This is a genomic window from Amycolatopsis sp. NBC_00345, from assembly GCF_036116635.1.
Taxonomy (GTDB): domain Bacteria; phylum Actinomycetota; class Actinomycetes; order Mycobacteriales; family Pseudonocardiaceae; genus Amycolatopsis.
The window spans coordinates 8,310,892-8,324,499 of record NZ_CP107995.1; the positions used below are offsets into that span (position 1 = coordinate 8,310,892).

General features: G+C 69.0%; 8 protein-coding genes. 6 read left to right on the forward strand and 2 right to left on the reverse strand.

Annotated elements, in window-relative coordinates:
- The first annotated feature begins 417 nt into the window (after positions 1 to 417).
- The gene (locus OG943_RS37550) at positions 418 to 1,560 is read left to right on the forward strand and encodes a GAF domain-containing sensor histidine kinase (RefSeq protein WP_328605658.1); all 1,143 of its coding nucleotides are present in this window, start codon (positions 418 to 420) and stop codon (positions 1,558 to 1,560) included.
- Positions 1,561 to 1,930: 370 nt separating this feature from the next.
- On the forward strand, positions 1,931 to 4,096 hold the full coding sequence (locus tag OG943_RS37555; RefSeq protein ID WP_328605659.1) for a hypothetical protein: 2,166 nt from the start codon (positions 1,931 to 1,933) through the stop codon (positions 4,094 to 4,096).
- A 730-nt stretch (positions 4,097 to 4,826) separates the two neighbouring features.
- On the opposite strand, the gene OG943_RS37560 is transcribed toward OG943_RS37555, so the two are convergent.
- Entirely contained in the window at positions 4,827 to 6,380 is a 1,554-nt protein-coding gene (locus OG943_RS37560; protein ID WP_328605660.1) for a hypothetical protein, read from the reverse strand.
- Between the two features lie 35 nt (positions 6,381 to 6,415).
- A complete protein-coding gene (locus OG943_RS37565) occupies positions 6,416 to 7,042 on the reverse strand; it encodes a response regulator (RefSeq protein WP_091621367.1) in 627 nt (208 codons plus the stop codon).
- A gap of 267 nt (positions 7,043 to 7,309) precedes the next feature.
- On the opposite strand from OG943_RS37565, the gene OG943_RS37570 reads away from it, so the two are divergent.
- The 4 genes from OG943_RS37570 to OG943_RS37585 all read left to right on the forward strand — a co-directional run bounded on the left by OG943_RS37570 (position 7,310) and on the right by OG943_RS37585 (position 13,569).
- Positions 7,310 to 7,774, forward strand: coding sequence for an excalibur calcium-binding domain-containing protein (locus tag OG943_RS37570; RefSeq protein WP_328605661.1), 465 nt, complete (start codon positions 7,310 to 7,312; stop codon positions 7,772 to 7,774).
- The gene (locus OG943_RS37575; RefSeq protein WP_328605662.1) at positions 7,774 to 8,430 is read left to right on the forward strand and encodes a class F sortase; all 657 of its coding nucleotides are present in this window, start codon (positions 7,774 to 7,776) and stop codon (positions 8,428 to 8,430) included. The genes OG943_RS37570 and OG943_RS37575 overlap by 1 nt, the downstream gene beginning before the upstream one ends.
- 235 nt (positions 8,431 to 8,665) lie before the next feature.
- Positions 8,666 to 12,709, forward strand: coding sequence for an AAA domain-containing protein (locus tag OG943_RS37580; RefSeq protein ID WP_328605663.1), 4,044 nt, complete (start codon positions 8,666 to 8,668; stop codon positions 12,707 to 12,709).
- Positions 12,709 to 13,569, forward strand: a complete 861-nt coding sequence (locus OG943_RS37585; RefSeq protein ID WP_328605664.1) for a hypothetical protein — start codon at positions 12,709 to 12,711, stop codon at positions 13,567 to 13,569. The genes OG943_RS37580 and OG943_RS37585 overlap by 1 nt, the downstream gene beginning before the upstream one ends.
- The last annotated feature ends 39 nt before the right edge of the window (positions 13,570 to 13,608 follow it).

Below are 13,608 nucleotides of genomic sequence, written 5' to 3' on the forward strand. Positions count from 1 at the left end.
CGGTCGGGATGCCGGTGAGGTTCGGGAGGGTCGGCGCGGCACGGATGGTGAACGTGGTGTCGATCTGGCCGCCGATGCGACTGGTGTTGCTGCTCGGGAGGTCGGTGAGGTTCTGGAGGGTCGGCGCGGCACCGATGACGAACGTGGTGCTGATCCGGCTGCCGACGTGACTGGTGTTGCCGGTCAGGATGTCAGTGAGGCTCGGGATGACCGGCGTGGGACCGAGGGGGACCGCGGCGCTGGCCGGATTGCCGATGCAGCCCGCGGCACTGGGGCTCACGACACCCGAAGCGGTGCCGATGAGGAACGTGGCACCGGACGGGATGGGGCCCAGGTTGCCGAGAATGCCGGGGTGGGTTGGTGACCATCACGATTCCGGGTCGCGGGGCGGGCCTCACGCTAGGGTCGGTACTGCTCATGGACCCGACTCTTGCCGCGCGCGCACTGTCCGCCGCCACCGAGATCACCAGCACCGCGCTTTCCGGGGACGACCCCGAGGCGGTGCTGGACACCGTCGTGGCGCGAGCCGCCGAACTCGCGGACGCTGACCTCGGCCTTGCCATGGTCAGCGCCGATGACGGCCGCGTGGTGGTCGAGGCCGCGCACGACGTCAGCGGTGCCGAAGACGCGCTGCGCGGACTGACCCTGCCCGCCGACTCCGCCGCCGGCCGCGTCGCGCGTGGGGGCGAGCCCGTGGCCAGCGACAACTTCCTCGTCGACCCGCGGACCGCGCCGTACGTGCCCGACGAACTCCGCGGATACGGCCCGTTTGCCGCCGCGCCCTTCGGCTCCGGCGGACGCGTGCTGGGCGCGCTCACCGTGTACCGGCGGCAGGGGCGTGAACCGTTTTCCGCGGGCACCGTCGAGATGCTTGCGGCGTTCGCCGCGCAGGCGGGCGTGGTGCTCGCGCTCGCGGAGGGCGCCAACGCACGCCATCGCGTCACGCTCTACCAGGAACGTGAGCGCATCGCCCGCGAGCTGCACGACGTGATCGTGCAGCGGCTTTACGGCGCCGGCATGCAGCTCGACCGCGTCCGCCGGAACATGCGCAAGCGCTTCGCCCAGGCCGACGGCGCGCGGCTTTCGGACGCCATCGATCAGCTGGACCAGACCATCGAGGAGATCCGCGGCACCGTCCGCGCGCTCCGTTCGCCCGAGCCACGGCACGACACCGGCACACCCGCCGATCTCGCCGAGTCAGCGCGGGGCGAAGTCCGGATCGCCGGTGAGCTGCTCGGCTACCCGCCGACCCTCGAGCTCTCCGGCGAGTTCGCGGACGTCCCCGCTGTTCCCGCCGATCACATCCGCGCGGCTCTGCGCGAGGCACTGTCCAATGTGGTCAGACATTCGGGCGCGAGCGAGACGCGCGTTTCCCTCACGCGCGACGCCGAGGGTGTGAAGCTCCGCGTGCGCGACAACGGCTCCGGCGTTCCTCAGGGCGTCGCCACCCGAGGTCTGCGACACCTCGCCGAGCGCGCCGACGCAGCGGGCGGGAAGTTCTTCATCAACTCCTCGCCGAGCCTGGGCACACTCGTCGCCTTTGATCTTCCCTTGGACTAAGCCGTGCCCGGCATGGCCACAACGTTTCCGGCTCGCGCTTCCAACGGCTCTAGCCTTCACGCGTCATGTGAGGCGCTCCTTTCTCTTCGACGGTCGGCGCCAGCGTCCCGTGGTTTCGAACCGATCCCCAGTACGGCGAGCGGGGAGGCCCGCCGTTCATCTGGTGAAGATGATATCGGGAAATCGAACATGTATTCGACTCTCGAACGAGTGAAGTTGGGGCCTCCGACCGGCCCGAACCGTGGCGGTCGGTGACGGAGGACGGTCGTCGATCGGCCACTCGGTCGGTTTCGCGGCCGACGTTCACGGACCGTGACGCCCCTCACCTTCGCTGCTAGCGTGGGCGGCACGACTCGGGAGGGGGCCGTCCGTGGCTGACGACACACTGCAGGCAGAACTCGTCAAGCAGAGTGTCGCGCTGGCGTTCACCGTCGGCGGCAAGGTGGCCGAGTACCTGTGGGCCAAGGTGACCAAGCGTTTCCGGGACGACCCGGTGGCGCTGGAGAAGGCCGTCCGGCGGCTGTTGGAGAAGAACCCCGACGCCGCCCGTGAGCTGCGGGAACTCATTGACGCCGAGCTGCCGAACGACCGTGCCAAGCCGCGGATCGCCGTGTACTCACCGCACTTCGTCGACCGGGTCGCGACGTGGCAGCAACTGCGCGGCACCACCGGAACCGCCGTGCTCTCCGGCCCGCCCGGCATCGGGAAAACCGCGCTGGCACAGCACTTCGCGCAACACACCGGCACGTCGTACCCGGACGGCGCGCTCCTCGTCGACCTCGCCGACTTCCGCGATGGGCCCGGAATGCCGTTGGGGCGCAACCGGATCAAGGCCGCGGTGCTGGTGCGGCTGGGCGTCGACCTGATCAGCGCGTCCGACGAGGACCTCGCCGCCCAGTACGAAACGGTGCTCGCGTCGATGCGGCTGCTGCTCGTTTTCGACAACGCCGAGGGCGTCGAGGACCTCCGCGGACTCGTCCCGCCGGCGCCGATGAGCCTGGTGCTGGCGCTGACCGCGGGTCCGGCCGACGATTTCGTGTTCGAGTTCGCCCAGCACGTTCCGCTCGGGCAACTGGAGCCCGGTAGCGACCGGCAGCTGCTCGAGGCGCTCTGCGGGACCGAGGTCGTGCGGCCGGATCCTGAAGGCGCGCAAGAACTTCTGGCCCACTGTGATCGTTTTCCGGCAGTGCTCGTCGCGGCGGCGCATCTGGTTCGCAGGCGGGCGGGGCTCGTCGCGGAGCCGCTGCGGGCCGTCGCCGCGGAGCTGCGTGACGGTGGGTCGCTCGGCAAGGTGAGCCAGGGTTTCGACGAGGTGTTCGCCGGGCTTCCCGCGGAGTCGGCGGAACTCTGCCGATTGCTCACGGTGTTTCCCGGCCCGAGCTTCACGCCCGCGACAGCCGCGGCGATCGCCGGACGGCCGGAAGTCCTGTCGGAGCTTGCCGACCTGCGGGCGCAGGTCCTCTTGACTACTGACCCGGACGGTCGGCTGCGGCTCGGGAACCAGGCGCGCCAGGCCGTGCAACGGGCCGGGGACACGAGCGGTACCGAGGACGCGTTCGCGCGGCTCGTCGACTTCTACCGCGACTGGGCGGTGCAGGCTGACGTCAAGCCGCGGTTGTGGCTGTATGAGCGTCAGTTGCCGCCGAACGCGGCGAAGGCCGTCTTCCCCGGACAGCCGGTGGACTGGCTCGCCGCGGAGCTGCCGACGTTGCGGGCGTTGGCGCGGCCGGCGTTCGAGCGTGGTTTGCACGTCCAGCTCACGCAGGTCTGCGGGGCGTTGGAGATCGTCGGGCTGCACCGCGGGTTTCACCGCGAGTTGCTCGAAATCGAGGAGCAGGGCGCGTTAGCGGCGGAAGCGATGCAGGACCATGCGCTGTTGGCGCGGATCCTCAGCCAGCGGGCGCGGCTGTTCTCGCTGATGGGTGAGTTCGAGCGGGCCGCGCCCGAGTTCGACCGCGCTGAGGCGGCGCTGGCGAAAGTCGCCGAGCCGGGCTCGGTGGTCAACCGGCAACTGCGGGCTTCGGTGTCCGAGTTCCGCGGGCTGTTCCATCGTGAGCAGGGGCAGTTCGACGCGTCGGCGCGGTGGTTCGGCGAGGCGCTCGTGATCAGCCGCGGCCTCGGTGAGCCTGGGCGGCGAGGGCGTGGCCTGCACGCGCGGATGCTGGCGAACGTGCTGCTGCTGCTGCGGGGCGGCGACGTGGCTGAGGTCCGGGGCCTGCTGACCGAGGCCGAAGAGTGTGCGGATCGTGACCGTGACCTCGCGCAGGTTCGGCTCGTCCAGGCGAAGCTGCTGATCCGCGAGGGCCGGCCGCAGCAGGCGGTGGACCTCCTCCACGAGGCTTGGCGGCTGGCCAACGCGGCCGGCAGCAACCAGTACGACCTCGAGATCGCCGAAGCCCTCGGCGACGCCGAATGGCGCTCGGCCCGGCCGGAGGCGGCGCGGCAGCACTGGCTCGGCGTGTGGCAGCGGTACTCGGCGGCCGGGCATCCGGCGCGGGGGCGGGTTTACGGGAAGCTGCTTTACGGGGTTCGGTGAGGTTTTCGGGGTGGCTGCTGGGGTTGGTGGCGGGGCTGGTGGGGTTGGCGGGGTTGGTCGGCTGCGAGATTCGGTGGCCGGTTGACCGGTTGCGCTGGGCCGAGGGGCGACTGGGGTAGCTGCCGCTGTGCTGGGTTGAGAGTCGGCTGGGTGGCGCGGTTGGTGCTCGGCTGACAGCTGGCTGGGCGCATGGCTGCATCGGGGCAGGAGTCGATCGGGTGGCGGGTCGCTGTGCTGGCCCGGTCAAGCGATGGCTGCAGTTGCGGCGGGTTCGAATCGGCTGCGCGGAATTGCGCTGGCTGCTGGGCGGGGGCGTGGTGCCGCGACTGTGTTGGCCGCGTGGCGAGGTGGTGGTGATGCAGGCTGCATCGGTTGCTGGGCGGAGGCGCGGGACGTGGCTGTGTTAGCGGCAACGGCGTTGAGTGGAACGGCGTGGTGGTGGCGGTCCACGTAGGCGGCGGCTGGGCTGGGGTGAGTGAGGTCGGTCGGCGGAGACAGGGCGCGCGGCAGTCGAGGAGCGGGGCGTCGGCGGCCGGAGAGCAGGGTGTCGGCAGCCGGAGAGCGGGACGTCAGCGGGTGGAGAGCGGGACATCGGCGGGCGGGGAGCGGGACATCGGCGGGCGGGGAGCGGGACGTCGGCGGGCGGAGAGCAGGCGCCGGCGTGCGGGCGTTGGCGGGTGGGGATGGTGGTCGGCCAGGGGAGGCACGGCTCCCGCGCGTGGGAGTGGCGTTAGGTGGCTTCGGCGGTGATCAGGCGGTTGCCGAGGCGGAAGTGCAGGTTTGTCAGGGGGAGTTTTCGCATCGCGTGCCAGTAGGCGGCTGAGGCGACGGTCAGTGGGTCGACGTCGGGGGGAGCGCTGAGGGTTGTCGTGGTGCCGTCTTCTGTGCGGACTAGGCAGCGGCCTGGGGCGGTGGCGGCGATCAGGCGGGCGTTCGGGCGGCGGCGGGCTGTCTCGGCCGCCCAGGTGGGGAAGTCGTCCGTCCGGTCCCTGTGGATGACGGCGGCGCCTTCCAAATCGGCGAGTGTGGACAACTCGGCATGCGCGACCACGTGAGCACCGGGCAGGGGGTCACCGTTGTGGGGGACCGCGGCCGGGAAGCGGGTGATGGCCAGTGTGGTGCCCTCGTTGTGGATACTTACGCGGAACGTCGCCGGCCGCTGGACCTGTGGAGCGGGGTCTTCCACAGGTGGAAAAACGGCCGGCCGTGCCGGTTCCGATAGGCCGAGCATGGTGTACAGCAGCGGCCTGAGAATCTCCGCGCACTTGCCCGGGTACTCCACAGCCTGTTCGGCGACGCCGGGGACAGGGCCGGCCGCGATTGCGGCGCTGATCTGGCTCATTAGGTCGGACCTAACCAGCCGCGGGGCCTTCGTGAGCAGTTCCGCGAGCGGAGAGCCGGTCACCACGGTGTCCGAGACCGGGCTGCCGATGATCACCGGGACGCCGGCCGCCGTCGCGTAGAGGGGCATCGAGCCGCAGTCGGAGACCACGCAGTCGGCGGAGAGCAGCGTCGCCTGCCAGCCGTGCTGGGGCGGGATCACTGTGAGGCCGCCGCGGATCGCCGCGGCCAGGGCGGCCCGGACCTGGAACGGGCTGTGCGCCGACCAGACCGCAGGGTGCAGCACCAGGCTCACGCGGTACTCGTCCAGCGGCAGCTCGGCCAGAAAACGTTGTGGCACAAGGTGATCGGCGCCGATCAGGGAGTCCGGGCCCCACGTCGACGCGAGCACCACGTGGGTGCGCGAGTCCACGCCGAGCAGCCGCCGGAAGTGCGGTACTCGATGGGCGCTGGCCAGCATGCGGTCGTGGCACGGGTCGCCGATGACAACGGTGGGCGGGGCGTTCCCGTCGAGGTGGCGCAGCTGGTTGCCGTGCGAGAGCCCGAGCCGCAAGCGCTCGCCGCGTAACCGCGACGGGTTCAGGCCGGACACGATCTCCGTGCGCGGGTAGTACTTCTGGTGCCCGATCCCGTGCGGGATCAGCAGCACCGGCGACGGCAGCTTGGCGAGGTCGTCGTTCTCACTCGCCGCGATCGCTAGGTCGAACCCAGGTTTGACGGCCTGCGCCCACGGCACGATGTTTGTCCCCAGGCTGTGGAGGAATTCCGGCAGCCCGGCGCTGAAAATCGCTGGGTTCCGCCCATCGAAGGTGAAGGAGGGCTGGACGCGAGGGTCGTCCTCGAACAGCGACAGCACGTCCAGCAAGCGCGTCACGGTGGTGACTGTCCGCGCGACCACCAGCACGCGTCGCTCGACACCGAAGGTCTGCCAGGCCGGATCCATCGAAAACGACGGGGGGGGGGTGCGTATCTCCGGCATCACTTGCCGCGGCGGGCGATCCAGGCGGCGGCCTGGGTACGACGTTGCATGCCGAGCTTGGCGAGGACCGAGGTGACGTAGTTCTTGACCGTCTTCTCGGCCAGGAAGAGGCGCTCGGCGATCTCGCGGTTGGACATGCCCTGCCCGATGAGCTCCAGCACGTCGCGCTCGCGGTCGGTGAGGGCGGCGAGGTCGTCCGTGGGCGGGTGGCGGAGCTTGTCCAGCACGCGGGCGGTGCTGAGCGGGTCGAGCAGGGAGCGGCCGGCGGCGACCTCGCGCACGGCGTTGACCACGTCCTGGCCCCGCACCTGCTTGAGCAGGTAACCCGACGCGCCCGCCATGATCGCGCCGACCATGGCCTCCTCGTCGTCGAACGCGGTGAGCATGAGGCAGGCCGGCGGGCTGGGCTTGGACCGCAGCTCGCGGCACAGGGTGATGCCGTCGCCGTCGCCGAGGCGGACGTCCACCACGGCCACGTCCGGCTCGACGTGCATCGCCACCGCCAGCGCCTCTTCGACGCTGCCAGCCTCGGCGACGACCTCGATGTCGGTCTCGTCGCCGAGGAGGTCGCGCAGGCCGCGGCGGACCAGTTCGTGGTCGTCGACGAGCAGCACCTGGATCGGCATACCGCCAGGTTACGGGGTGTGCGAGCGGCGCGGCCGCCCTCCGTGCCCGACGCCACGGGCGCGCGGCGTCGGGCACCCGGCGGGCGTGGGTGAAAAATCACCGGATATACCCGATCGGGTGGACGGATCGCCATTTCCGGGAACGGTGAGCATTTTCCGGGAAATCGCCCGTAACGGTCTCCTGGGAATCGCGATATGAACCACGCATCGCCTCCATTTTCCCTCGAAAGGACCACTCCGTTGTCCTCATTTCGTCGTGCCTGCGGCATGGCTGCCGTCGTCGCCGGGCTCACTTTGATCGCGCCGGTCCAGGTGGCATTCGCGCAGGTGGGAGACAAGAACTGCAGCGACTTCGACTACCAGGAGGACGCGCAGGCCGTGCTCGACCAGGACAAGTCCGACCCGAACGGCCTGGATTCCGACCACGACGGCGTGGCGTGTGAATCGCTGCCGCACCGGCCCGCTCAGAGCACTACGCCGACGTCTTCGCAGAATCCGTCGCAGGGCGGTACCAGCACTTCGGTGACAATTCCGGAAACGTCCACGACCACTTCCACCCGGGCCCCGGTGGAGACTGCGCCTCAGGTGAAGGTGAAGCCCGTCGGCGGGGTCGCGACCGGCGGCGGAGAGCCGGACGAGGGTGACGGCGGCTTCCTCATCGGGGCCGGTGTCCTGCTCGCGGCGAGCGCATCCGGCGCGATGGTGCTGTACCTGCGCCGCCGTCCGAGCTGATGCGGGTCCGCGCGCTCCTGGTGGGCGCCTTCCTCGCCGTGGCGGTGGCGGCGCTGCTGATCGTCGCGTTCCTCCAGGCGCCGTCCCCGACGGACGGTGTGCAGCCGGTCCTCGCGACGGGCGGGCCGCCGACGTCCGTGACCGCGCCGACGCCGTCGGCCACGCGGCTGCCGGTCGCGAAAGTGCAGACGCCGTCGGAACCGGCGGCGCTCGAGATCCCGGCGATCGGCGTGCGCGTCGACCATCTCGTCGAGCTGGGCCTGACCTCCGACGGCGCCCTCGAGGTGCCGAAGGACGCGCTGACCGCCGGCTGGTTCACCGGCGGCCCCGCGCCCGGCCAGGTCGGCCCCGCGGTGGTGGCGGCGCACGTCGACTACCGCAAGGTGCCCGGGGTTTTCTTCCGCCTCAAGGACATGCGCTCCGGCGAGCAGGTCGTGGTCAACCGCGAGGACCGCACGAGCGCCGTGTTCACCGTGTACCGCGTCGACCGCTACCCGAAGTCGCAGTTCCCGACCGACCGCGTCTACGGCGACACCCCGACCCCCGAACTGCGCCTGATCACCTGCGGCGGCGACTTCGACCACTCGACCGGGAACTACCGCGACAATGTCGTGGTTTACGCGCGGCTCGCGCAGGCTTATCTCACTACCTCGTGACCGGAAAATGCGTTTCCGGATCGAGATCAACAGCCTCCGAATGGGTGGTTACTCTCGCGTACCCGAGACAAAGCAGCCTGAGGTGACGATCTTCGAACCCGGTGATGGGTGAGGGTGGCATCCAGCGATCCTCTTCCGTCCAGCTCGCCTTTCTGGCATGCTGCAAGGCTCGTCGCAGAACGGCGGGCCCTGCGCTGCAGGTCCGAAAACCGTTCTGTCGAGGGGAAAATGCGGTATGACCGCGCACATCGATCCGCTGCGACTCCAGCTGGTCGCGGCCCAGGCCGATAAGTGGCGAAATCGGCTGATCGACGTCAGCCCGACCAATACCATGGTGGTCTTCAAGAACACCAAAACCGGCAGTCTAGATCTGGCTGGGGCCGAGGAAGGTCCGCTTGCCGCGTTGACCGGCGGCGGCAAGGCAACGTTGCGCACCCTGTTCACCGATCCCGATCGGCACCGGGCCGCGTGCGCCAGTGCGCAGAGCCTCGCCCGACGGCTGCTGCTGTTCGAGGAGGAGCAGGGGGTCGAGGTCGGCCGGATCGCGCTGGGGTTCGTGCTGACCAGTCCGCGGCAGCACAAGGGGACCAAACCGCTGCCGGCACTGCGTGCCCCCCTTCTGCTCCGGCCCATGACCTTGAAACCGCGGACGGCGGCCGAGAGCGACTTCACCGTCGAAGCGGGAGAGGACGTCGAGGTCAACCCGGTGTTGCTCTTCGTCCTCAACGAGTACTACGGCGTCTCGGTGGACCCGGATGAGTTCGCCGCGCACGTCGAGACCGTGCTGGCCACCGAGAGCGGGCACGCCGCCCGGGTCGAGGCCGTGTTCCAGCAGCTCACCGCCGTCGCGGCCGCGCAGAACGTGGAACTCGCCTTGGAACCCGCTGTGGTGCTGGGTGCGTTCAACTACGTAAAGCTGCCGATGGTCGAAGACCTGGCCAATGCGACTGAGCTGCTGGCCGAACACGACCTCATCGCCGCGATCGCCGGGTTCGCGCCGGCTTCGGAGGCACTCGCGGGCGAGGGAAACGGCTTCGTGCCTCCGTCGGTGGACGAGCTGCGCCCCGTCGACGAGTTCCTCGTGCAGGACGCGGACTCTTCGCAACACAGGGCGGTCATGACCGCGCTCTCCGGCCAGCACGTGTTCATCGAAGGACCGCCGGGTACCGGCAAGAGCCAGACGATCGCCAATATCATCGCCGGGGCAGCGGCCACGGGTAAAAAGGTCCTGTTCGTCGCCGAGAAACGGGCCGCCATCGAGGCGGTGCTGAATCGTCTCGCCGACGTCCAGCTCGATGGCCTTGTCCTCGATCTACACCAGCGGAAGATCAGCAAACGCGACGTGGCGAAGCAACTTGCTGACAGCCTTGACACGCTCTCGAAGCAGCCGCCGGTCGAAGTGGAGCAGTTGCACGCCCGCCTTACCGGGGCCCGGCAGCGGCTGCTGGACCAGTCGCGTGAGCTGCACGCCGTGCGCGAGCCGTGGGGGCTCAGCGCCTTCCAGGTTCGTGACCGCCTGCTGGCGCTCCCTCCTGGCCCCCGGATCAAGAGCCCCTTCCGCAACCGGCACCTGCGGGCCCTTGACCGGAACGTGGTTGGACGGCTGGAGCAGGAGTTACGTGACTTCTTCGAGCTCGGCGGTCCGCGACTGTTGCGTGACGAGACGCCGTGGTCCAAGGCCGACGTCCGGACCGAGGACGATGTCCGCCGGGTGCTGCACGAGCTGGACCAGCTTGCGGACAAGACCCTGAAGCAGGGGCAGGACGGGATGCACGGGCTGCTGAACCAAACCGGCCTCGCCGCTCCGCGCGACATCGCCGGCTGGCAGGACGTGCTGGAACTGCTGGACCACGTCTCGTCCAGCGTGCGGGCTTTCGGGCCGGACATCTTCGGTGAGCAGCTGAACAAGTTCTGTTACGCGACCGCCGACCGGGGGATCCGCGCCCACTACCCGCAGCAGCTGCCATGGAAAGAGCGACGCGCGCTGGTCAAACAAGTGCGCGCGATGTCGACGAACGGTGTCAAGAAGAAGCCCGAGCTGTACGCGCATCTCATGAGGATTGCCGCTCAGCGTGACCAATGGCGGCATCTCGGCGGATACCAGACGCAACCGTCCCACGTGATGGGGCTGGACAAGGTGATGGCGGACTACGCCGAGCTGCGGCGGCAGCTGGCGGCTGTCGCGCTCTCGGCGCGTCGGCCGGAGCTGGAGAACGGCTCGGCGCTGGAGGTTGGGCAGCGGCTGGAAGAGCTGCGTGATGACCAGGACATGTTGTTCCGGATGCCAGGGCTGATCAGCCTGCTCGACGGATTCCGCCGGCTGGGGTTGGAAGAGCTGCTCCAGAAGATGGCCGATGACGGGTTTACCTCTGCCCAGGCGTGGGCCGTTTTCGAGTGGAACTGGCTCTCGTCGATCGAAGACGAGCTGAAGACGACCGTGCCCGAGCTCGCGCAGTTCGTGGCCGAACGGCAGGCTCGCGCGGCGGAGGAGTTCCGGGCGGGTGACGTCGAGCATCGGCGGACTTCGGCCGCGCGAGTGCGCCGTGCCGTCGCCCGCCAAGTGAAGGCCGCCAAGGACAGCTACCCCGACCAAGCACAGATCCTCAAGAAGCAGGCGAGCCTCAAGACCCGGCACATGCCGACGCGAAAACTCGTCGAGCAGGCTTCTGACGTTCTGCTGGCACTGCGGCCGTGCTGGGCGATGTCCCCGTTGGTGGTGAGCAGGATGCTGCCGGCCGAGCGGCTCTTCGACGTGGTCGTCTTCGACGAGGCGAGCCAGATCCGCCCGCACGACGCGATCACCTCGATCATGCGGGGCGACAAGCTCGTCGTCGCCGGCGACGAGAAACAGCTGCCGCCGTCGAACTTCTTCGACCGGGCAGTGACAGACGACGACGAGGATCAGGAATTCGACGGGGAACTGTCGGACTTCGAGTCCATCTTGACCGCGTTGCGCTCGCTCATGCCCCAGCCCGTGATGCTGAGCTGGCACTACCGCAGTGCCGACGAACGGCTGATCGCGTTCTCCAACCGGGAGATCTACCGCAATGGCCTGGTCACCTTTCCCGGCGCTCGTCAGGAGAGCCCGGTGACTCTGGAGGTGGTCCACGGTGAGGCGTCGCCCGGGCAGAACGGGTCGTCGCCGGCCGAGGTCGACCGGGTGGTCGAGCTGATCCTCCAGCACGCGCGGGAGCGGCCGGAGGAAAGCCTCGGAGTGATCACGCCCAGCATGAAACACCAGGCACGGCTGGACCGCGCTCTGCGTGAGGCGCGAAAGTCGAATTCCGACCTTGACCGGTTCTTCTCCAGCGAGGTCGAGCTGGGACGGCGGTTCTTCGTGAAGAATCTGGAGAACGTACAGGGCGACGAGCGGGACGCGATCATCTTGAGCGTCGGGGTCGCCCGGGACGCGGCCGGGAAGATCAACTACACGGCTTTCGGCATTTTGAACCACCAGGGCAGTGAGCGCCGCCTGAACGTCGCCGTGACCCGGGCGAAGCGCCGGATGACGGTGGTGGCCTCGTTCACGGCGGCCGACCTCAGGCCGTCCGACCGGGTGACAGGTACCGAGCTGCTGCGCAGGTACCTGGACTTCGCCGAGCAGCACGGTTCGATCGACGTGGTCGGCCACTCTGTCCAAACCGAGCTGAACGGCTTCGAGCGCGCGATCGAAGCTGCGCTGCGAGGGCGTGGTGTGCCAGTCCATCCGCAGTGGGGCTTCTCCGGCTACCGGATCGACTTCGCGCTGGCGCATCGTGACGACCCTGGCCGGATGGTGCTCGCCGTCGAGGCGGACGGGCACAGCTACCACAGTTCGCAGAGCGCACGTGATCGTGACCGCCTTCGACAGGCGCACCTGGAGAAGCTGGGGTGGCGGTTCCACCGGCTGTGGTCCTCGGCGTGGTTCGCCGACCCCATGGGCGAGACCGATCGGATCGTCTCGGCGTGGGAGAAGGCGATGGCCGATGCCGACGCCGAGCCGACGCTCCCAGTTCCAGCCGCACCGGCTCCCGCCCTCGCCCCCGCTGCGACGGCCGCGGTGGAGCGAGGGCCGAGGCCCCGCGTTCCGTACGGGCTGGGGATCCAGGAGTACACGGAGCGGCAGCTCATCGAGACCTGCCGGTGGCTGATGACCGACGGTCTACTGCTCGACCAGGACGAGCGCCTGCACCAAGCCATGGCCGAGCTCGGCTTCCAGCGCAAGGGGCCGGTGATCGTCAGGCAGCTCACCCGGGCGATCGAAATCGCTCAGGACCTCGCGGACAAGGAGGAGGACTGATGTTCCAGCTGGATTCCCGGACGGCCGAGCGGCTGGCCGAGGTGATAGTCGACATGGGCGGTCCATATGAGCGCAAGGGCTACCAGCTCACGCAGCTGTTGACGAGCGCCGGATGGACTGATCCGCCCGAGTACGACGGTTCCCCGCGAATCCCGTGGCTGTGCGAGCAGTTGGAGGAGCGGCGGGAGAACCGCGTGGAGATCGAGCGGCTCCTGTGCCGGGTGTGTGATCCGATCGAGTACGACGAAGGACCTGTTGTAGCCGAGGAATTCCGCCTCGTGGTGAACGAAAAGATCGCGCCGGAAGGCCTGGTCGTCACCTACGTGTCCGGTCGGCCGGTGATCGGCCGCCTCGGGCCGGACGGGAAGCAGCCGACGTTCTCCGAGCCCGCGGACTTCCGCCGGCGGCTGGAAGGGCTGCTGTCGGACTCGTCGACCGTCGACCTGCTGATGGGCAGGGTCGAGGAGACCCGCATCTGCGAGACCGGCGGCGCCTACACGATGGCGGTCATCGGGATCGGCAGTATCGTCGAAGGCCTTCTGCTCGAGCTGCTCCTGGAACGGGACGATGAGCTGAGGACGAAGGGATTCCCGGACAACCGGGACCCGGCCGGGCAGCGCCGGAAGAACGCCAGCCGGGTCACCTTGGAGCAGTTGATCGACACAGCCCATGGGAAGGACTGGATTCAGCTGGACGCCGCAACCTTCGTCCACAACGTCCGCGATTTTCGCAACTTCGTGCATCCGCGTAAAGAGCTGGCGGAGCGACCACGATTCGACCGCGACAGTGTGATGTTGTGCTGGGCGCCGGTCCATGCGCTGCTGAACGATCTTGAAGAGAACGTGCCCGCGAGATCCTGAGAATCAGCGAGGTGGTGCGACCGGATTTCCGATCGCACC

Excerpts from the sequence above, each read along its gene's own strand:
- OG943_RS37570 (WP_328605661.1), top strand. The coding sequence starts at position 7,310 with ATGGCTGCCGTCGTCGCCGGGCTCACTTTGATCGCGCCGGTCCAGGTG.
- OG943_RS37550 (WP_328605658.1), top strand. The coding sequence starts at position 418 with ATGGACCCGACTCTTGCCGCGCGCGCACTGTCCGCCGCCACCGAGATC.
- OG943_RS37585 (WP_328605664.1), top strand. The coding sequence starts at position 12,709 with ATGTTCCAGCTGGATTCCCGGACGGCCGAGCGGCTGGCCGAGGTGATA.
- OG943_RS37580 (WP_328605663.1), top strand. The coding sequence starts at position 8,666 with ATGACCGCGCACATCGATCCGCTGCGACTCCAGCTGGTCGCGGCCCAG.
- OG943_RS37575 (WP_328605662.1), top strand. The coding sequence starts at position 7,774 with ATGCGGGTCCGCGCGCTCCTGGTGGGCGCCTTCCTCGCCGTGGCGGTG.
- OG943_RS37565 (WP_091621367.1), bottom strand. The coding sequence starts at position 7,042 with ATGCCGATCCAGGTGCTGCTCGTCGACGACCACGAACTGGTCCGCCGC.
- OG943_RS37560 (WP_328605660.1), bottom strand. The coding sequence starts at position 6,380 with ATGGATCCGGCCTGGCAGACCTTCGGTGTCGAGCGACGCGTGCTGGTG.